Here is a 20618-nt window from a genome sequence, read left to right as displayed (position 1 = left end):
CTATGAGTAAAAAATTAAGCCAGAAAGACATTAACCAGATTGTTTGGAAAGCCTGTGATACTTTCAGGGGGATTATAGATCCTTCTCAATATAAAGATTATATCCTTACGATGTTATTCCTGAAATACGTGAGCGATGTGAATAAGGAAAAGAAGCGGATTTATCTTGAGAAGTATTCCGGTGATGTCGTAAGAACAGAGCGTGCGATGAAAATGGAGCGTTTTATTATTCCTGAACATTGTGGTTTTGATTACTTATATGAACATCGTAACGATAATAATATAGGCGAACTGATTAATATAGCACTTGCGGATATTGAGGAAGCCAACAGGGATAAGCTCAGTAGTGAAGATGGTAGCGGGATATTCCGGAATATTGACTTTAATAGTAGTAATCTGGGCGACGTGAAGGACAAGAACGTCAGGCTTAAAAACTTGTTAAGCGATTTCAGTGCGCTCGACTTAAGTCCGTCGCATCTGGAGAAGGAAGATGTGATTGGAAACGCTTATGAATACCTGATTGCCAACTTTGCCGGGGATGCCGGTAAAAAAGCAGGTGAATTTTTTACGCCTGCTGAGGTGTCTACACTTTTGGCTAAAGTAACCAAATCCAAACCGGGAGGGCGTATCTGTGATCCGACTTGTGGCTCCGGGTCGTTATTGATTAAAGCAGGACGCCAAGTAGGCAGTAATGACTTCTCTCTGTATGGGCAGGAAGCCAATGGCAGTACCTGGGCACTTGCGGTAATGAATATGTTTCTTCACGGATTTGACAATGCGACCATCCGTTGGGGTGATACCTTAAGAAACCCAAAACTAAAGGAAGGCGACTCCTTAATGTTATTCGATACAGTAGTGGCCAATCCTCCATTTTCGCTCGACAAGTGGGGTGCCGATGTAGCCGCTGCAGATCCGCATCACCGTTTCTGGCGTGGTGTCCCTCCTAAGAGTAAAGGCGACTGGGCTTTTATTTCCCACATGGTAGAAACTTTAAATGCGACGGGGAAAGCTGCGGTGGTGGTGCCACATGGTGTATTGTTCCGGGGCAGCAGCGAAGGCAAGATCAGGCAGCAGCTTATTGAGGAAAACCTGCTTGAAGCCGTGATTGGTTTGCCATCGAACCTGTTCTTTGGGACCGGTATTCCTGCAGCGGTATTGGTTTTTAATAAGGCGAAAGCCCAAAACACCTATGTTTTGTTTATAGATGCGAGCAGGCATTTTGAGAATGGTAAAAACCAAAACAGGCTTCGTGATATTGATATTGATAAGGTCGTGAACCTGTACAGGGCGTTCAATGAGGGAAAAGTCGCGGCAGGAGTTGCCGAAGATAAATATGCTTTTGTCGGCACACCGGAGCAGATTGCCGAGAATGACTACAACCTGAACATCCCGCGGTATGTAGATACTTTTGAGGAAGAGGCTGCGATTGATATTACGGCGGTACAGCAGGAAATTGATAAACTGGAAGCAGAGCTGGCTGAGGTGCAGAAAGAGATGCATCGGTATTTAAAGGAACTTAAATTTATTTAAGATGAGTTACAAAGAAACCAAAACCAAGATAGATGCTTTAAAAGCTCAGATTGAAAAGCATGGTCCTCTTACTGACGAACAGAAAAAGAAAATCAATTATAAGTTCCGACTGGAATGGAATTTCAATTCCAACAGTATGGAGGGGAACACGCTTACAGTGGCTGAAACGCGGAGTGTGATGACGGGAAATCTTACGGTTAACGAGAAGCCTCTGAAGGATGTACTGGAAATGAGAGGGCATGATGAAGTAATTACTGACATCCTCACCATTGGAAAAGGTGATGCGAGACTTTCTGAATTCAGGATAAAGAGGATTCATAAAGCCATTATGTTTGAGGACGATGAGGTTAAAAAAGCTAAGATAGGGGAATGGAAAGAAGAGCAGAATATGATATATAACCATAAAGGGGAAAAATATTATTTTGCGACTCCCGAAGAGACCAAAGACAAGATGCATGACCTGCTGAACAGGACCAATGCAGGAATAGATGCCATTGCAGCAGGAAAAAAAGAGGCTCCGCATCCTATTGATATTGCGTTGGAATTCCATCTGGAATACCTTGATATACATCCATTTTACGACGGGAATGGAAGGACAGCCAGGATCCTGTCCAACCTGCTTTTGATCGCACAGGGTTATGCGCCTTTCTGGATTACTGAAAAAGAAAGAAGTGTTTATTACAATTATATTAGTGATATCCAGAGTTATGGTGGGTCAACGGAATTGTTTTATGATTATGTCGCCAAGCTGATCCTGCGTTCACAGCAACTGGTGCTGGATGCTATTGAAGGAAAGGACATTACCGGGGATGATGATCTTAGAAAAGAAATAATGCTGTTAAGGAGGCAATTTGCGGGAAAAGAATTGACGAAGTCACCACAAAATATCGCTACTATCTTTGATTATGTGAGGGATGACGTGTGGCCTGCCATCGAGAAAGTAACTTCCCAATTTGATGAGTTTTTCAGTGAAAGCAGAACCAACCATTTTGTAAACCATCAGGAGGAAGTAATTCATTTTCAGTCTGTGATGAATATTTTCGAGCGTACCAAAAAGCCTGAAGAGATAAAAATATTCGGGCATGGAATTTACAGCAACGATATTTATCTGGTAGAATGGCGTCATTACAAGTACGGTTTGAAAGGTTCAAATAAAACCAAATATGAAATCAATTTTAAATTGGAATTTGAAACTTCAACTTATAGTATCAGTGCCTCTTTAAATTTTAAAGACGTTTTTGCAGCAGAGTATAAGTATAGTTTATTTCCTGATGCTTCAGTCATTAAAGCTATGGCGTCTGATCTGGCGTCTGAACTTTTAAACGAAATCAAAAACGACATTAATTAACTTCAAAATCAATTTACATGCACCCACTCGATATTGTTGATGAGTTAATGGCAGAATTGAAGTCGCTGCCTGCCGCGAGCCCGGAGAATAAACAAAAGCTGGATAAGAAATTCCGATTGGAATTCAATTATAATTCCAATCATCTGGAAGGGAATACGCTGTCGTACAGTGAAACGGAATTGCTGCTGATTTTTGATGACACGAAGGGCAGCCATACGATGCGCGAATATGAAGAAATGAAGGCGCATGATGTCGCGTATCATATGACGGAGCAGTTGGCGAAGGACAGGGAGCGTCCTTTAACGGAGCAGGACATCAGGGACCTTAATAAGGTGCTGTTGGTACGCCCGTTCTGGAAAGAAGCCATTACGCCTGATGGGCAGGATACTCGAAGACTGATTAAAGTAGGCGAATACAAGGAACAACCCAATTCTGTAAGACTGGCAAACGGTGAAATATTCAACTATGCTTCTCCGGCAGAAACCCCTGCATTGATGCAGGAACTCATAGAATGGTTTCGGGGTGAAGAAGAAGCTGTCCATGCGGTAACGCTGGCGGCGCTGCTGCATTATAAATTTGTGCGCATCCATCCGTTTGATGATGGCAACGGCAGGGTTTCGAGGCTGCTGATGAATTATGTATTATTGAAGTACGGGTATCCGCCTGTAATCATTAAATCGAAGGATAAGGTCAATTACTTAAGGGTTTTACGCCTGGCTGATGTTGGCGATTATGCGCCGTTTATTGCGTATATCGCGGAGCAGTTGCAATGGTCGTTGAATATGGCATTGAAGGCGGCGCGGAATGAGGATTTGGCTGAGGATGATGATTTGGATAAGGAAATCAGTTTGTTTAAAAAGGAATTAACCGGCAGAAGAGGCGATAATGAATTGATTGAAAAATCAGGAAAGGTGATAGTTGATTTATACGACAGTTCCTTAGCATCATTATTTGCTTTGTTTAAAGAAAAGCTAAGCCAGTTCGACGATATGTTTGCCAAAAAGCATTACAGTATACGGTTTAGTTCCAGGAATGACAGACAATTTCAATTTAAGGATGTTGATGAGCTATTTTTAACAATGAAGAGTCATTTGACGTTAACAACCGAGGAGATTGCAAATCAGGAGATCTATACCATTACAGATATTGATTTCGTCGAGATGCAGATATACTTTGAGGCATTTAAATATGATGGCATTAACACTTTTGGTATTTCCTCTACGTTGTATGTGACTTTTGATCGATATAGCTATGTGATCAACAATAAGGGGAGTTATTCGGGAGACGATTATTTTATTAAATCGCTTTATTCTGAAAAACTAAGTATTGAAGAAGCCCAGCAAATCGTAAGAACATTAGCTGCTGCGGTTTTAACGGAAATCAAGAATTCGAAAAAAAGTAAAATTTAATGTCGATAATAAAGGAAAATGATATAGCTGTAGGATATAAGCATTCTGCTTTGGGAGTTATTCCGGAGGAGTGGGAGGTGAAGAAATTGAGAAGTGTTTGCCTTGGTAAAGGAGAATATGGAATTAATGCTGCGGCTGTTGAATACAGTGAAAATTTACCAGCATATATTAGAATTACTGATATTGATGATGAAGGTAGATTTTGTCTGGATAAAAAAACTTCGGTAAATAATGCAAATGCTGATAATTTTTTATTGCAGATAAATGATGTTGTATTCGTGAGAACTGGTGCGACAGTGGGAAAATCATATTTATATAATGAAAATGACGGTAAGTTGGTTTTTGCAGGTTTCCTTATCCGGTTTCGGATTGACGTGAGTGTAGTAAATGAATATTTTCTATGGTCTTATACAAAATCAAAACCTTATTGGGATTGGGTAAAAACGACAAGTATGAGAAGTGGTCAGCCAGGCATAAATAGCTTGGAGTATGCAGCATTACAAATTCCGTATCCGAAAATTCAAGAACAACAAGCTATAGCCAATTGCCTTTCTGAGTGGGATAAAACTATTGAAAAACTGAACAGTCTTATTACTCAAAAAGAGCTTCGTAAAAAGGGGTTGATGCAAGGGTTGCTTTCGGGTAAAAAGCGATTGAAAGGATTTGAAAATAAATGGAATTATAAGTCGCTTCAAAAGTTTTTAATTTATACACCGCGAGAAGTAAACAAACCTATTGATTTGTTTTTAGCATTGGGCTTAAGAAGCCATGGTAAAGGGATTTTTCACAAACCTAATTTTGATCCTAAAGCTATAGCTATGGATAAGTTGTATATGGTCAAAGAAAATGATTTGGTTGTAAATATAACTTTTGCATGGGAACAGGCTATTGCAATTGCAACTAAAGCAGATGAAGGCGGGTTAGTTTCCCATCGCTTTCCAACTTATACTTTTTCTGAAGAGGCATCGCCGTTGTATTTTAAGTTTTTTATTCTGGGAAACAGATTTAAAAATATGCTTGACCTGATTTCTCCTGGTGGAGCTGGCAGAAACAGGGTAATGAGTAAAAAGGACTTTTTAAAATTAGAAGTTTTTATTCCAGAGAAGAAAGAGCAGGAAGCTATAGCTAATGTTCTTGAGTCGATTGACAAAGAAATCCAATTATTAAAAACGAAGCTCGATCAAATGAAGTTGCAGAAAAAGGGATTGATGCAGGTGTTGTTGACGGGGAGCAAGCGGTTGAAGTATTAATTTAAAAAGGAAAGAAGATGAAAGTATTGGGAATAGAGATTTCGGGAAGAGAAGTTAGAATTGTTGCTTTGGAAGGCAATAATGGAGACATTACAGATTACACAGATAAATACAAGCCAGTTAAGCTTGAAGATGATGAAATAGCGGAAAATGTAGTCTTATTTAAAAATGCTCTTTTTGCAGCTTTTGAAAATTTCTCGCCAGATGAAATTGTTATTAAATATAGGAATCCCAAAGGTAAAGGGTTGCATGCGCCATCACCTATATCTTTTAAGATAGAGGGTATTATTCAGTTATACAATAAAGCAAAGATAAGCCTCGTCAATCCGTCAACGATTGCAGCCTTTTACAAAAAGAACACGCTTGAATTAAATGCTCAGCATGGATATCAGGCTGAAGCTTTAAAAATTGCATTTCATCATATTAAAACTAAATAATCATGATAGATTTATCTGAATTAGGTCTTGATGACGAAATAATTAATTTTTTGAACGAGCAAAAAGACTTTGATATTGATAAAGTCTCTCAAGAAGGAGGTAATTGTGATATCTTTTTTGGCCAGCACAAAATATTTGATAGGCGTATTGCTCTAAAAATATACTATGGTGGAGAAAAAAGTACATCTCACAGCGAACCAAAAATCCTTTCAAAATTAGATCATCCAAATATTCTAAGGGTAAGGGATGCAAAAAGAATAGGTAAATATCACAGTTATTTTATGACTGATGAAATTGATGGTGGAGACTTAGAGAAATACTTTAAGGAAGGAAAGCTTGATTTAAAAAAGGCATTAAATATAATTCATGGTATTTTATTGGGATTAGGAGAATTACATAAAGATGATGTTAAAATAGTTCATCGTGATATTAAACCTAAAAACATATTGATTTATGAGGCTTCTGGTGAGCCGTTGATTGCAGATTTTGGGTCGATTAAGCAATTTAGCCATGAAGGCAAAATAGGTGGCTCAAGGACAACTACTATATATATGCCGCCTGAAATAATCAGAGGGGAAAGTTATACCACTCAATCTGATATTTACCAAATAGGAGTTTCTATGTACCAGATTTTAGGGGGATTCTTTCCTGATACATATGCAGAGTGGTTGTCACCGAAGGAACAAATTAAACTCAGGTCTATAACTGGGACATATGAACAGAGCGTTTTTATTGATAAAGTTATTTTTGCTATGATTTCAAAAGGTAATTTATTAAGGTATGATACATTACCTCCGTATGTAAATAAACAGATTATAAATATCATTAAGAAAGCTACGCATCCAAAACTTAATGTCAGATATTCCAACACTGCTGAGTTTTTGAATGATTTATATAAAGCTCAAAAAAGATTGACAAATTGGTGTCAGGATGGAGATATTTATTATGCGACAAAAATTAAAGGCGAAAGATTTAGGATAATGGAGTCCAATAAGGGTTTTTCTACTGAAAAATTAGGGACAACCGGCTGGAGAAGATCAGGTGATTATACGGCGACGATTGCGTCGCACATTTCCAATTTAAATTAATTAAGAAATGCAAACCCCCTCCTTCAAAGAAGACCATTCCTCACAAATCCCGGCGCTGCAATTACTGCAGAAGCTTGGATATATTTATCTCACACCAGAGGAGGCCTTAAGTCTGCGCGCCGACCGGACCAGTAATGTGATTCTGGAGCCCATACTAAGGAAACAACTCAAGGCAATTAACAGCATTCAGGTCAGTACCACAAAGACAGCCATCTTCAGCGATGCCAATATCGAAAACGGGATACTGGTGCTGAAAGATATGCCGATGAATGAAGGTTATATTGCCGCGAGCAAAAAGGCTTTTGAACTGCTTATTTATGGGAAGGCCCTTGAGCAAAGTATTGATGGCGATAAGAAGAGTTTTACCCTTCAATATATCGACTGGTATAACTTTGAGAACAATGTATTCCATGTTACCGAAGAATACCAGGTCATGCGTACTGGTACTACAGACTGCTACCGCCCGGATATTGTTTTATTTGTAAACGGGATACCGCTTTGCATCATTGAATGCAAGCGGCCAGATATTAAAGAGCCGATAGGGGAAGCGATTTCACAGCACATCCGCAACCAGTATGAAGACGGCGTTCGCAACTTGTATGTATACAGCCAGTTGCTGATGGGCCTGGCCGTTTCGCAGGCTAAATATGCGACGACGGATACCAAAGAAGAATTCTGGGCGGCGTGGAAAGAAACGGAAAGTTACGATCCGGCTGTTTTAAATGCATTGGTCAACCAGCCCTTAACAGAAGCGCAAAAGCAAAAGCTTTTCATCTGCCGTACTTCACTCGAGCGTTTTGTAATCGAACAAAAGGAAAAAGAGCAGCTCGAAACCAGCCTTCAGGATGAGTACCTGTATTGGCTTTGCCGTCCGGAGCGTTTGCTGCAATTGGTTCAGGATTTTATATTGTTTGAAGGTGGCGTTTTTAAAAAGATTGCACGGTACCAGCAATATTTTGCGATCAATAAAATCATGGACCGGATACAAAACCCTCATGATGGACGAAGAGAAGGAGGGGTCATTTGGCATACCCAGGGCAGCGGTAAATCACTGACCATGGCGATGCTGGCTAAAAAAATATACGGTACCATCCGCAATCCTAAGATCGTGTTGGTTACAGACCGTATCGACCTCGATACCCAGATTACAGAAACGTTTAAAAACGCTGAAGTACCAGTGCATAACGCCAAAACCGGGCAGCAGCTCGTTGATTTACTAAACAGCAATGGAGATGCTGTAATCACGACTGTCATCAATAAGTTTGAAGCTGCAGTGAAAAAGCTTGGAAGCAGCCCGCTGGAGAGCCAAAATATATTTGTTCTGATTGATGAAGGACACCGCACCCAGTATGGTACCTTCAACGTCAAGATGCAGAAGGTATTGCCGAATGCCTGTTTTCTAGCCTTTACCGGAACGCCGCTAATGAAAAAGGAAAAGAGTACAGCCCAGAAGTTTGGCGGTATAATCGATGCCTACACCATCCTGCAGGCGGTGGAAGATAAGGCCATTGTACCGATACTGTATGAAGGGCGCCATGCAATGCAGGATGTGAATCAAAAAGCATTAGACCGGGGATTTGATAGTGTATCAGAATCGCTTTCTGACTACCAAAAAAACGACTTAAAAAAGAAATTCAGCCAGGCTAACCTGATTTCGAAAACCGAACAGCGTATTGATGAGATAGCAAGGGATATCTCCGATCACTTTACGCAAAATTGGGGTGAAGATAAAACGGGAGAGCGCAGCGGTTTTAAAGGTATGGTGGTCACGCCCGATAAGAAGACTGCAATCAAGTATAAAAGAGCTTTCGACTTGATCGGAAAAGTGTCTACTGAAGTCATTATCTCTTCTCCGGATAACAGGGAGGGAAATGAGGATCCGCATGATGAGCCGGCAAGCGAAGTAGTCCTGTATTGGAAACAAATGGAAGCCAAATACGGAAAGGACTTTGATAAGACCATTATCAATCAGTTTAAAAAGACAGGTTATCCGGAGCTATTGATTGTGGTGGATAAACTGCTGACGGGATTTGATGTGCCTCAGGTGATTGTGATGTATGTGTGCCGCAAATTGCGGGAGCATACATTGCTACAAGCCATTGCACGTGTGAACAGGGTCTATCCGGGTAAGGATTTCGGCTTTATCATCGATTATGAGGGGATTATAGGGGAGTTGGACGAGGCGATGAATACGTATTCGAACCTTGCTGAATTTGAAGGCGAAGATCTTGAAGGCACGTTTACGGATATTAAAAAAGAGATTGACAAACTGCCACAGCAGCATGCAGAGCTCAATGCTATTTTTAAGGAAGTTAAGAATAAGCTTGATATTGTTGCTTACAGCAATGCCCTCGCTGACGAATATAAGAGAGCAGAATTTTATGTCAAATTTTCAGTCTTTGCCAAAACTTTAAAAATGGCTTTCTCATCATTGGACTTCGAGAACAATACGCCTGAAAATACAAAGGAATTGTATGCCCGTCATTTAAAGTTTTATGCGGCATTAAGGAATGCAAGTGTCAATACCTATTCAGACGCCATTGACTTTAAGAAGTACGAAAAACAGTTGCAGAAGTTGCTTGATCAGCATGTCACTACTGAGGAAATCATCAGGCTGACGGAACAGGTCAGTATCATGGATACCGAAGCATTTGAAAAAGAGCTTGAAAAAATTGTTGGCAGTAGGGCAAGAGCGGAAACCATTGCCAGCAGAACCTCGAAACATATTACTGAAAGAATGGATGAGGATCCTGTTTTCTATAAAAAACTTTCCGAATTAATACGTCAGACCATCTCAGACCTTCGCGCCAACCGAATTTCCGAGGCAGAAGCGTTTAAGAAGTTGAATATCCTGCGCAATCAGGCGATTACAAAAAAAGCAGATGATACACCGACTGAACTCGAAGAGAAAAGCAGGGCCATTCCGATCTACAGGCTGGCGGTATCTTATGGCGGCTCGCTTGGCGACCATGCAGTCGCTTTTGCGGAGGAGGTCGATACCATCATCAACCAATATAAAATTGTAGACTGGCAGAATAAAGGGGACATCCTGCGTAAGATGACTTTTTATATTGGCGAGTACCTGATTGATGAACTGAATATGGATATTGACAAGGCTGAAGAAGTAGCTGAAGACTGCCTGAAAATCGCAATAGCGAATTATAAGTAATGGAAGCTATAGAGAAGACACTGCAATTTGGCTCAAAGCAGCTTGTCTATAAACTGCAATTTTCAAAAAGGAAGAGTTTGGGGATTACTGTGCATCCTGATACAGGAATCAGCATAAAGGCCCCGTTAGACACGCCAATTGAGAATGTGGAAGAGAAAATAAAGAAAAGGGCATTGTGGATCATTAAACAACAAAGCTATTTCCTGCGCTTTTTGCCAAATCCGGTTCAACAACAATTCGTTTCAGGAGAATCCCTTTATTATCTCGGAAGGCAATTGAGGCTTGAAGTGATCGAGTCCTCTAAAGAGGAAGTGCAGTACAAAGGACGGTTTCTGCAGGTTAATGCTAAAAAGAAGAGCAAGGCTAAAGTGCTTTTAGAAGACTGGTATAGGGAAAAAGCAAAAGTAAAATTTGTAGAGATTGCCAACCCGCTAATCGAAAAATTCAAAAAGCTGGGCGCAGTTCCTTCGGGAATTTATGTGCAGGAAATGGCAACCCGCTGGGGAAGCTGCACACCAAAAGGCAAAATCATCCTGAATCCAAAACTGGTTCGTGCGCCAAGACGATGTATAGAGTATGTGATTATTCATGAATTATGTCATTTAGTCCACCACAACCATGCGAAGGCATTTTTTGAATTGCAGGACGCGATGTGTCCGGACTGGGAGAAGCGGAAAAGTAAGTTGGAGGAGTTTTCGTAGGGAATTAGGTTAATCGTATTGACAAACAATGTTATAAAGTTATTAATATAAGTATGAGTGCAACACAAGAAAAGCTTATTAAACTCAGCAATGATGTATTAGACTATTTGCTGAATTATAAAAAGCAGAATTCTGACTTTACCTTTTCTCTCAGAAAGCGGGACAGTGTTCAATCAAAGGATAAGAGGTTGGAAAACGGCCAATGGTTTCAAGGTTCTAACTATATCTATGTGCCACTTTTCAGCCGTGGGGATAGCGCTCGCAAATAAAAACTATTGGGTTTGTTTTGAAATATGAAAGAGGAGGAAAACTAATTAACTTTTTAGAGATTTCATTTAAGGGCGGCGTCGATGATCCCAAGGAAAAAGAGTTTCATAAAAGATTGGCTTCTTACTTTAACGTTAGCTTGTCATCTAAAGATCATGGCATTAAATTTTATCCAGATCAAAACACCATTTTTGAAAACCTTAATGATTATATAACTGTTTTCAGGAGTTATGCATTGGATATACTGGAAGAATACGACTTTAAAAATAAGTACATAATAACTGAAGTAGCTTTTCAAAAAGATTTAAAAAAAATATTATCACTTAAGAATATAAAAACTACAGCAAAAACTGAACCAGAGAAAAAAGAAAATACGCTTGCTCCTATGATACTCAACCAAATTCTTTACGGACCTCCCGGAACAGGAAAGACTTTTAATACGATTAATAAAGCCATTGCCATTGTCGAAAGCAGTGATGAAAAGGAACTGGCAAATATGCACAGAAAAGACCTCAAAAAGAAATTCGATGATTATTTAATTACGGATTGGGAGTCGCCAAAGGGCCAAATCGCTTTCATCACTTTTCATCAAAGCATGTCTTATGAAGATTTTATAGAGGGCATAAAACCGGAAATGAAAGGAAAAGAATTGAACTATGACATTGCAGAAGGAATATTTAAAAGTATTTGCTCCGTTGCCAAAAGCAACTGGCTTGATGCAAAAGCTGCAAAGAATGTCGTATCCTTTGATGCCGCTTTTAGTGAGTTTGTGGAAGAATGGGAAGACAATAAGAACATGTCATTCAAAATGAAAACTGAGGGAAAAGATTTTACTATTATTGGTTTTACTAAATCATCAATCCAATTCAGAAAATCAAATGGAAGTACCGGACATACTTTAAGTATCAACTCGCTACGGGATTATTTTTATGACAATAGGGTATTAAACCTAACAGGTGTTGGGATTTATTATCCTCCTATATTGGAGAAATTAAAAGGATATAAAGTATCTGAGCAGTCTGACAAGAGACAAAAGAACTATGTGCTTATAATTGATGAAATCAATAGAGGGAATGTTTCTCAAATATTCGGCGAGTTGATTACGTTGATAGAAGAAAGCAAACGCCTTGGTCAAGACGAGGCATTAGAAGTAACTCTTCCGTATAGTAAAGATGTATTTGGAGTACCTCCGAATCTGTATATCATTGGCACAATGAATACTGCTGACAGAAGTATTGAAGCGTTGGATACTGCATTAAGGAGACGCTTTTCTTTTACGGAACTTTTGCCGGAACCAAAATTGATTTCTCCTTCAGCCATGGTATGCAGGCTATTTTGGGAACACAAGGATGATGACTGGGGATCCAAGAAATATAAGCCGAAAGAGACTGAATTATTTAGTTTTTTAGGCGTATCGGATACCATGGAAGCTGAGAAAGAAGGTATATGGGAAACAATGAAAAAGGATAAAATAATAAGTGACCTTACCTATTTTGACAAGTATGAATTTACGGGATATAATTTAGAAGCGATTCTTTCTACAATAAACAAAAGAATTGAAGTTCTATCAGATAGGGATCATACAATCGGGCATTCCTATTTTATAAATATTACTACTGAAACCGCTCTTAAAGCGACATTTAAAAACTGTATTGTTCCATTGCTTCAGGAATATTTTTATAATGATTATGAAAAAATAGGATGGGTTTTAGGGGAAGGTTTTTTTGAAGAAGTAAAGCACAACAAGGAAATTGCGGTTTTTACGAAATTCTTCAATACCGCAAAACCAGAAGTCATTGCGCAATATCGATTTAAGGATTTTGAGACATTGGACATTTATGAAGCGATTCAAATTTTATTAGGCGCTAAGAAGCAAGTTCAAATTAATGTTCCAAATGAAGGCGAATAGAATTCAGGTATTCGAGTATACGTCATTGTTTATTGATAATGATTATAAAGGTGTAATGTTTCAAAAACAACATTACAAGGCATTAATCAAGTTAAATGAGTTTCACAAAGGAAAGTATTTTAATATCCTGCATAACGGTATTGGTTTTAAACAATTTGTTGGTGTTATTCAGATCGATGAACTAATTATAGAGATACTTCCAAAAATTGACAACGCAAAAGGCACTAAAAATCAGTGGCAAAATGTACTGATTGAAATGCTGCGCGTGACAAAAAAGCTGAAGGTCCAAAAAGTAGGTGAAGCTGATGTCAAAAAGCAGCAAATCCACCTATTAGATATTTATTTTGAATGGTTTTTGAATGAGGTCCAGTTACTAATACGGCAGGGGCTTATAAAGCAATATTATAAGCAAACAGGGAATGTCAAATCTCTTAAAGGCAGGCTGGAGTTTGCAGGTCAAATAAAGAAAAATTTGGTTCACAAGGAACGATTTTGGACAACGCATCAAATTTATGACAAAGACCATTTAATCCATCAGGTACTTTCACAGGCAATGTTCATTATCGAAATGCTCTCAAAAGGGACTTACTTGCACAGTCGATGTAAGACCGCATGGTTTGATTTCCCTGAAGTCAAAAAAATCAGTGCTACTGAGCATACATTTCTCAACATACCAAAGTACAGAAAAACGATGCCGTATGATACTGCGCTTGCTATAGCGCGACTGATTATTTTAAATTATGCTCCCAATGTGTCGAGTGGCTCTGAGCGGATGTTTGCCTTACTGTTCGATATGAATTCGTTATGGGAAGAATACGTTACAATAAGGTTAAAACAAGCAGCTATTAATTTTAGTGGTGTTACGGTACAGGGCCAAAGTTCTAAAAGTTTCTGGAATGGGATTTCAATCAGGCCTGATATAGTGGTAAGTATTGAAAAACTTTCCCAGCAATTTATTATCGATGCTAAATGGAAGCACGTTGGTAGAGGAAATGCTTCTATGGATGATTTGAGACAAATGTATGTATATAATGATTACTGGAATTCAAACCGTGCTGTACTGCTTTATCCTGGAATTGACAGTGTGCCTCCTGATTTTATAGCATTCAGTTCTTTGCCTGGGAAAACATCACATCATTTCTGTGGGATTGGACAAATTAACATTTTTTCAAAAGATAATGTGTTAGATGAAATGGTTGGAGCAAGACTTCTACAATGGTTTGATATCGGTTGACAGGATTAAGACAGATGAAAATGCTCCTCAATTTTACCAATGCCCCACAAAAAATCCAACCTCCCCACCAAAACCTGTCCCGTCTGCGGGCGGCCGTTCTCGTGGCGTAAGAAATGGGAGAAAGTTTGGGATGAGGTGAAGTATTGTAATGACTGGTATCGTGAACCAGACGTATTGCATTTCGCCCCAATTTATATTACTTTTCGCCTGCTAACTTACATCGCGCCTTATGAAACACCTTAACATAGTATTGCTGCCCCTACTGTTGTTGCTGCCGCTGTGCCTGATCGCACAACAGCGCATTTACTTTGACAAAGACTGGAAAGAGACGACGCAGGAACAGGCGGTGTATTACCGGACGGTCGCTAAACAAGACCAACTGTTTGCCGTGACCGATTTTTACCGCTCCGGGACAAAACAGTTTGAAGGGGTGTCTTCGACCGATAAAGAGCCTTTAATCCTGGAAGGCAAGGCGAGCTGGTACAACGAAAAAGGGGTGGCAGTGCGCATCGGGCAGTTTAAAAACGGTGTGCGTGAGGGCGAAATGACCGAATATTATGGGGATGGCCAACTGATGTCTAAAGGCCATTATGCCAACAACAAACTCAACGGCGAATACGCCGAGTACTTTTCTACAGGAGGTGTGTCCAACCGTGCCAACTTTATTGACGATGTGATCGATGGGATCCATGAAAAATTTTCGGCTGAGGACCGAATTGAATTCCGCATGGGCTACAAGAAAGGCGTGCTCAGCGGGGATTATGAATTCTACAACTCCAGCGGTAAGCTGTTCAACAAAGGCACTGTTGCTCATGATTTCCAGGAGGGTACTTGTTACGATTACTATTACAGCGGCGAACTCAGGAATATTTATACGATCAAAGACAAACTGCTCGAAGGCACTTACATCATGCTCGGTATTAAAGGCGATACGGCCACGGTCGCCCATTTTAAGAAAGGCGTGGCGCTCGACTTTAGGGCTACGGATATCCGCGTGACCAATAACAGCATCTTCGGCGCCAAGATGGTGCTGAAAGATGGTATCGAACACTGGAAGGTGTACCGTGACAAACAGCTTGTGCTCGAATCGTTTTACAGGGAAGGCAGGAAGACCGGAATCTGGAAAATTTATTCCTATGACGGCCAGCAACTCCTGCGGACGCACGACTACACCCATGCCACGTGTGCGGAACAGTACCTGCAGGGCAGCCGCGAAAAGTTTGACCCATTCCTGAAACTGTCACCGCGATTCCACTATGATGATGAGGTGCTCAAGGGAGAATGCGAATTTGTGGCCGTGAATTTGTCTGATGAATATAATGCGAAACACCCATTCTACTATATGAAGGACGATGTGAAGCCCAAACCCACGGCGACGGACAGCGACATTGTAGACTATCACGAACCCGCCGACGATGCGGCCTTTCGCGAGAAAAACCACTGTAGTGTTGACGACAAAGACAATGGGCTCTACCGCTGCAAACGCATCATCAGCAAAATCAACTATACGGTATTCGCGTCGCGCAACGTGGCAAAACTCCAGGCGCTGCAAAGGGGCTACAGGCCCAAAGACAATGAAATTGCCTTTTTTTACCAGACTTTTGAAAGCAGGTTGTACGATTTCAGTAAGGAAAAGCGGGTCAACCGTTACATGGGTTTCGCATTGCCTGCGGTGTTGAAACAAGCGATTGCAACAGAAAAGTTCGACGATATTGAGGTCATGCGGGCATTGGAATATGAGTTTTTTACGGTCGATACTTTTTCGGGCTTTGCAGCAATGCGGGCGTTGAAAGAGGCGGTGAAGTAATGGGTGTCAGCTGTCCGCTGTCAGTGATCCGTTTTGAGCCAACAGTTCACCGCTGACAAGTGCTAAAAACTTCCCGGCGAAATGAAACAGCATGCAAACCACAGCTGCGTAACAATTTGAAAATAGGACCCATGAGGAGATTTATTTTGTTTTTTTTGCTTTTTAATGGAATCGTAACTAACGCCCAGCCCACACCACAGGAAGCGCAAGCGCTAACGACTGCGGAAGTGGACAGGGCGACGCAATTGTATTCCGAATTACTGTCAAGCAGGACTTCCCAGGAAAAGGATAAGGCCGGTATGGAGTTATTGACCAGGCTCAACCGCAAGGATGTCCCCACAGCGTTAATCAACGAACAGGAATGGCATGACTGGGTCGCGAAAAACCTGTTCTCGACCAAATTCAAAAGTGTCGCTGAAGCCGATGCATTGCGTGCTGAGAATTTACGCCTCACGAAGCAATTGGTCCTCGAAAACAAGGAATTTTTCGATCTGGTTGCAAAAGCCAGTCAAGCCCAGATTGTTCAAATCATGGGTAAAAGGAAATTTGCGTTACCTGACGTAAAATAAATTGCGAAGACTTCCCTCTTTGCGCGTCACCCTTAATTCTAAGCCGCTGGGAAGTACAATGTGGCAGCGGATTAACGATTATTATACTTTAACCCGTACTCCCCTTACCACCCTCCGCATACTCCAAAATATCCCCCGGCTGGCAGTCCAGTGCCTTACAGATCGCTTCGAGCGTGCTGAACCGGATGGCCTTGGCTTTCCCGGTCTTTAGGATTGAGAGGTTGGATAAGGTCAGGTCGACCTTTTCGGAGAGTTCATTCAGTGACATCTTGCGTTTCGCCATCATCACGTCTAAGTTTACAATGATTGCCATAGCTTAAACGGTGAGGTCGTTTTCTTCCTGCAGCGCCACGCCTTTTTTGAAGATCGTCGCGATCACGTAGATGATGGCGGCCATGATCATGAATGCCTGGCCGTCGCCCCAAAATCGGTCCAGCGGGGACGCATCAAAGTCGTAATGGGTCATGCTGCGGGCGTTCTGCCGGCCAATCAGGCTGATGAGTCCGATTGAAAAGGTGTAGTAACTGATTTTTGTGATTTGGCCTGAGACAAACGCGTTGAAGGGTTTCGCCAAATCGAGTTTGGTGAGCAGTACGATAACCACATAAAATAAGTGGGCTTTCAGGATGGCAATGCACAGGATAAAACTGTAGACGCCAAAGAATATCCATTTGTTGCTGAGGTACATCCGGCTTAAATCAAGCTTCTCGTACAGGTTTCCCACAAAAGCAGGGTTGTAGATGCTGATGATAAAATTGACAAGTAGGGCGCCGGCTTCTATGCTCAGGCCTACAAAGATGATCCATGCCACAATCTGCAGGCATTTGAAGACGATGTTGTTGGTATTTGTCATGACGGTTGCGTTTATAATGTGTCCAAATATAATAAATAATTATTGATAAACAATAAATATGTATTTTTTTGCGATAGAATTGGACGCATGTGGCGCAGATGTTTTTTTTAGCTATCAGCTATCAGCTATCAGCTATCAGCTATCAGCTAACAGCTAACAGCCAACAGCTAACAGCGTAAGCTCGTATCTCACGTCTAAAAGCTAAAAGCTGACAGCTAACAGCTGACAGCTAACAGCTATCAACTAACCGCTCCCCAAAACTATTTCCTTACGATCCTGACGGCCTTTACGCCGGTTTCGGTATACACTTTCACGAAATAAATCCCCACTGCCTGTTTGGACAGGTCCAGTTGCGCCTCGGATATAGAACTTAAGCGGGTTTCGATTAACCTGCCCTGCACATCGTACAGTTGGATTGCCGTAATGGCCGATTTCGCACTGATGCGGACGCTGGTGCTCGTGGGATTCGGGTACACGGCCACGGACTGGTCTTCGCGCGTGTTGATGCCCAACGTACTGATTTCGGTAACCGCCGTATTTGTCAGCACCGGAAAATTGTAATCGAAATAAATGTTCGCCGCATTGCTAACGGTATTGCCTGCGATGAGGTTGTCCTTTGTCCTGATCTTAAATGCCACAAAACCATGGCTCGCGGGTTCATTGTCCTGCTCGGCAGGCAGGTTGATCCCTTCGAAGATAAATTCAGCTTTGCCGTCTGTAATCCGTGTCCGCTGAGGGTGTGAGGTCGCGGTGAGTTGTAACGAACTGATGTCGAATTTCGCGGTATCGATCTGGTCTTCGAGCACTACATTTTGTGCTGCGGCGGTCCCGGAATTCTGGAAATGGATTACATAATGCAAAAAGCCGCCTACGGCTTCAGGCGCAATGTTGTCGCCTTCAAGGCAAACCTTATCGTTTGGGTCAAAAGAGCCGATCACGGTCTGGTCCAGCAGAAAGGTATTGTCTATGGCGGTTTCGTCACCGGAGACTGGATCGATTGCGGCAGTGAAATGCAGCGTGTCGCCAATGTTGGCTGGCGGGTTGTCTGTTGGCGCATTCACATGCAGCACGAGGGCGATGGTCCTGGTTTCAAAAGGCAGCAGGTTGCTGTAATTCCACGTCAAATCCCCTAATGTGGCATTCGAAGCGGCCGGCGACGCCGCAAGCAGTTCCAAAATGGCATCGTCAAATAGAAAGTGGATCATCCCGGACAGCGTTTGGTTTCCTTTGTTCTTATAGACCAATCGGTATTGGGCATCAAATCCCGGATTGGCATTGCCAAGCGGGACAATTGTAATTTCTACATCAGGGTGCACGCCATTTGGCACAATGCAAAAGTCCTGTGTTTGTGTGGTGCCGTCCAATGCGGGGAAATTAATGGCCGCAGTCGCCGGCGTCACGGTGAAGAACGCATTCTCGAAAGCCGGTGTCAGGCTGAAATTGCCATCCTGCGTGTAAAACGCGTAGCCTCCTGCTGCGTTTGAAAACGTCGCGCCCACGGTGGTGCCATCGTTCAATGTCATTTTTATGCCGTCGGGATGGAGGTCATTGGCATCGCAGCCATCATTGTTGGTGTCTAAGGTGGCCGTTCCGCTTAGCGTATTGTGCACGCCGCCTGGGACAAAGCTGCAATACGAATTTACCTGTACATTCAGGCCAACCAGTTCCAGCGTTTCGTGAAGCGATGGGATGTTGTGTTCATCGGCACACAGGTAGTGCAGGTTGACGCAACCATCGGCAAACGTATTGGGAGCGGCATTGGTCAGGCCATTTTTCAGGTTTACATAGGTCAGTCCCGGATTGTATGCAAACTGGTAATTCAGGGAATACGCTTCTCCATTGGACAGAAACTGCTGCCCGATGGTACTCAGGTCGAGTGTGGTCAATTGGTTGTTGTTCACCGACACCGAGGTGAGCCATCCGTGGTTGCTCACATCGAGTGCTGTCAGCTGGTTGTTCGAGCAGTCTATTTCCTTCAGGTTTGGCCAACCCTGCGTATTGAGGCTGGTGAGTTGGTTTTGCCCACAATATAAATAGCCAAGCTGGGACTGGTTTGACAGGTCCAGCACGGCCAGCGCGTTTTCGCTGCAATCAAGGTAGAACAGTCCCAACAGGTTTGAAACCATGAGGCTGGAAAGCATATTGCCGTTGCAGAACAGGGTCGATAGGTTGCTGGCGCCCGAGGTGTCCAGCGTCGTCAAAGCACAATACGAGCAGCGCAGGCTGTGCAGCAATGGTAAATTGCTGAGGTTTAACGTGGTCAGGGGGTTGTCGGAGCAATCGAGGTTCTGTAGGTTTATGGGGCCGCTCACGTACAGCGCAGTGAGTTGGCAGGCGCTGCAGTTCAATTGCAGCAGGCTGCTTAAGCCCGATAAATTCAGGGTTGCCAAATTGGCGCACGAAGCACAGTTCAGGTATTGGAGGTTCGGCAGGCCGGACAGGTTAATTGCGGTCAGGCTGGTGCAGTTGGAACAATTGGCATCGTACAGCGCGGTGAGGTTGCTCAGGTCCAGCGTCGGCAGTGCCGTGCAGTAGGAGGCGTTGATTAAAGCCAGGCTGTTTAAGCCGCTTACATTGAGTGTGGACAGGGACGTGCAGTTGGAGCAATTCAGCGTCTGCAAATGCACCAGGCCAGCCAGGTTTAAGGAGCTGATGTGGCAAAAGGAACAATCGAGCGATTGCAGGTTTGTGAAATACGAAATTCCGGTCAGGTCCGTAATCTGGCTTGCCGCTGAAATTAGCGACAACTCCGTAACGGCCTCGGCTTCAGAAACCTGAAACACGCCATCGTTATTGGTATCGACCTGTGCATTGAATAAAACCGTGCTGAAATTCGCGTCGGGGATATTGATGTTTTGGGCGTGTAGCCCGAACGCAATTAAAAAGATCATTAAGGCGGGGAAGGCTCTTTTCATGGGGAATGGAATAAAGGCCTGAAAAGTAGTCAATTAAAACAGTAATGCAAAAGAAATGTACTGCCGCCGTGCGAAATTTATGGGAAACAGCGATAAGCTAACAGCGATAAGCTAACAGCTAACAGCTTTCAGC

General features: G+C 42.2%; 16 protein-coding genes. 13 read left to right on the top strand and 3 right to left on the bottom strand.

The annotated features are described in order from the left end of the window. The first annotated feature begins 2 nt into the window (after window positions 1-2). The 13 genes from CFE23_RS11805 to CFE23_RS11745 all read left to right on the top strand — a co-directional run bounded on the left by CFE23_RS11805 (window position 3) and on the right by CFE23_RS11745 (window position 16717). Complete coding sequence (locus CFE23_RS11805) at window positions 3-1529, top strand: type I restriction-modification system subunit M (protein ID WP_291088259.1); 1527 nt, start codon at window positions 3-5, stop codon at window positions 1527-1529. A 1-nt stretch (window position 1530) separates the two neighbouring features. Then, on the top strand, window positions 1531-2877 hold the full coding sequence (locus CFE23_RS11800) for a Fic family protein (protein WP_291088257.1): 1347 nt from the start codon (window positions 1531-1533) through the stop codon (window positions 2875-2877). A 17-nt stretch (window positions 2878-2894) separates the two neighbouring features. After that, window positions 2895-4286, top strand: coding sequence for a Fic family protein (locus tag CFE23_RS11795; RefSeq protein WP_291088255.1), 1392 nt, complete (start codon window positions 2895-2897; stop codon window positions 4284-4286). Then, a complete protein-coding gene (locus CFE23_RS11790; RefSeq protein WP_291088253.1) occupies window positions 4286-5536 on the top strand; it encodes a restriction endonuclease subunit S in 1251 nt (416 codons plus the stop codon). Before CFE23_RS11795 ends, CFE23_RS11790 begins: the two co-directional genes overlap by 1 nt. Before the next feature lie 17 nt (window positions 5537-5553). Further along, entirely contained in the window at window positions 5554-5973 is a 420-nt protein-coding gene (locus tag CFE23_RS11785; protein ID WP_291088251.1) for a DUF3010 family protein, read from the top strand. 2 nt (window positions 5974-5975) lie between these two features. Beyond that, on the top strand, window positions 5976-7061 hold the full coding sequence (locus tag CFE23_RS11780; RefSeq protein WP_291088249.1) for a serine/threonine-protein kinase: 1086 nt from the start codon (window positions 5976-5978) through the stop codon (window positions 7059-7061). A gap of 7 nt (window positions 7062-7068) precedes the next feature. Beyond that, on the top strand, window positions 7069-10230 hold the full coding sequence (locus CFE23_RS11775; RefSeq protein ID WP_291088247.1) for a type I restriction endonuclease subunit R: 3162 nt from the start codon (window positions 7069-7071) through the stop codon (window positions 10228-10230). Next, the gene (locus CFE23_RS11770) at window positions 10230-10931 is read left to right on the top strand and encodes a SprT family zinc-dependent metalloprotease (RefSeq protein WP_291088245.1); all 702 of its coding nucleotides are present in this window, start codon (window positions 10230-10232) and stop codon (window positions 10929-10931) included. The genes CFE23_RS11775 and CFE23_RS11770 overlap by 1 nt, the downstream gene beginning before the upstream one ends. A gap of 286 nt (window positions 10932-11217) precedes the next feature. Beyond that, window positions 11218-13107 carry an AAA family ATPase gene (locus CFE23_RS11765; protein WP_291088243.1) on the top strand — a complete coding sequence of 630 codons (1890 nt, stop codon included), beginning with the start codon at window positions 11218-11220 and terminating at the stop codon, window positions 13105-13107. Continuing rightward, window positions 13094-14341 carry a restriction endonuclease gene (locus CFE23_RS11760; protein WP_291088241.1) on the top strand — a complete coding sequence of 416 codons (1248 nt, stop codon included), beginning with the start codon at window positions 13094-13096 and terminating at the stop codon, window positions 14339-14341. The genes CFE23_RS11765 and CFE23_RS11760 overlap by 14 nt, the downstream gene beginning before the upstream one ends. A gap of 39 nt (window positions 14342-14380) precedes the next feature. Beyond that, a complete protein-coding gene (locus tag CFE23_RS16590; RefSeq protein ID WP_363331592.1) occupies window positions 14381-14584 on the top strand; it encodes a DUF2256 domain-containing protein in 204 nt (67 codons plus the stop codon). Continuing rightward, window positions 14571-16148 (top strand): hypothetical protein, encoded by a 1578-nt coding sequence (locus CFE23_RS11750; RefSeq protein ID WP_291088239.1) that lies wholly within the window; start codon window positions 14571-14573, stop codon window positions 16146-16148. The genes CFE23_RS16590 and CFE23_RS11750 overlap by 14 nt, the downstream gene beginning before the upstream one ends. 131 nt (window positions 16149-16279) lie before the next feature. Next, window positions 16280-16717 carry a hypothetical protein gene (locus tag CFE23_RS11745; RefSeq protein WP_291088237.1) on the top strand — a complete coding sequence of 146 codons (438 nt, stop codon included), beginning with the start codon at window positions 16280-16282 and terminating at the stop codon, window positions 16715-16717. A gap of 88 nt (window positions 16718-16805) precedes the next feature. On the opposite strand, the gene CFE23_RS11740 is transcribed toward CFE23_RS11745, so the two are convergent. The 3 genes from CFE23_RS11740 to CFE23_RS11730 all read right to left on the bottom strand — a co-directional run bounded on the left by CFE23_RS11740 (window position 16806) and on the right by CFE23_RS11730 (window position 20485). Beyond that, window positions 16806-17030, bottom strand: a complete 225-nt coding sequence (locus CFE23_RS11740) for a helix-turn-helix transcriptional regulator (RefSeq protein ID WP_291088235.1) — start codon at window positions 17028-17030, stop codon at window positions 16806-16808. 3 nt (window positions 17031-17033) lie between these two features. Continuing rightward, window positions 17034-17570, bottom strand: a complete 537-nt coding sequence (locus tag CFE23_RS11735) for a DUF2975 domain-containing protein (protein WP_291088233.1) — start codon at window positions 17568-17570, stop codon at window positions 17034-17036. 260 nt (window positions 17571-17830) lie between these two features. Beyond that, window positions 17831-20485: a T9SS type A sorting domain-containing protein gene (locus tag CFE23_RS11730; RefSeq protein WP_291088231.1), complete on the bottom strand. Its 2655-nt coding sequence runs from the start codon at window positions 20483-20485 to the stop codon at window positions 17831-17833. Window positions 20486-20618 lie beyond the last annotated feature (133 nt).

The sequence above is a fragment of the Flavobacterium sp. BFFFF1 genome (genome assembly GCF_002256285.1).
GTDB lineage: Bacteria > Bacteroidota > Bacteroidia > Flavobacteriales > Flavobacteriaceae > Flavobacterium.
The sequence above is the reverse complement of the archived record's forward strand: the minus strand, read 5'-3'. Positions and strand labels throughout refer to the sequence as shown.

Coding starts and splice junctions, on each gene's coding strand:
- CFE23_RS11745 (WP_291088237.1), top strand. CDS start 16,280: ATGAGGAGATTTATTTTGTTTTTTTTGCTTTTTAATGGAATCGTAACT.
- CFE23_RS11740 (WP_291088235.1), bottom strand. CDS start 17,030: ATGGCAATCATTGTAAACTTAGACGTGATGATGGCGAAACGCAAGATG.
- CFE23_RS11735 (WP_291088233.1), bottom strand. CDS start 17,570: ATGACAAATACCAACAACATCGTCTTCAAATGCCTGCAGATTGTGGCA.
- CFE23_RS11775 (WP_291088247.1), top strand. CDS start 7,069: ATGCAAACCCCCTCCTTCAAAGAAGACCATTCCTCACAAATCCCGGCG.
- CFE23_RS11785 (WP_291088251.1), top strand. CDS start 5,554: ATGAAAGTATTGGGAATAGAGATTTCGGGAAGAGAAGTTAGAATTGTT.
- CFE23_RS16590 (WP_363331592.1), top strand. CDS start 14,381: ATGCCCCACAAAAAATCCAACCTCCCCACCAAAACCTGTCCCGTCTGC.
- CFE23_RS11730 (WP_291088231.1), bottom strand. CDS start 20,485: ATGAAAAGAGCCTTCCCCGCCTTAATGATCTTTTTAATTGCGTTCGGG.
- CFE23_RS11805 (WP_291088259.1), top strand. CDS start 3: ATGAGTAAAAAATTAAGCCAGAAAGACATTAACCAGATTGTTTGGAAA.
- CFE23_RS11770 (WP_291088245.1), top strand. CDS start 10,230: ATGGAAGCTATAGAGAAGACACTGCAATTTGGCTCAAAGCAGCTTGTC.
- CFE23_RS11750 (WP_291088239.1), top strand. CDS start 14,571: ATGAAACACCTTAACATAGTATTGCTGCCCCTACTGTTGTTGCTGCCG.
- CFE23_RS11780 (WP_291088249.1), top strand. CDS start 5,976: ATGATAGATTTATCTGAATTAGGTCTTGATGACGAAATAATTAATTTT.
- CFE23_RS11795 (WP_291088255.1), top strand. CDS start 2,895: ATGCACCCACTCGATATTGTTGATGAGTTAATGGCAGAATTGAAGTCG.
- CFE23_RS11760 (WP_291088241.1), top strand. CDS start 13,094: ATGAAGGCGAATAGAATTCAGGTATTCGAGTATACGTCATTGTTTATT.
- CFE23_RS11800 (WP_291088257.1), top strand. CDS start 1,531: ATGAGTTACAAAGAAACCAAAACCAAGATAGATGCTTTAAAAGCTCAG.
- CFE23_RS11790 (WP_291088253.1), top strand. CDS start 4,286: ATGTCGATAATAAAGGAAAATGATATAGCTGTAGGATATAAGCATTCT.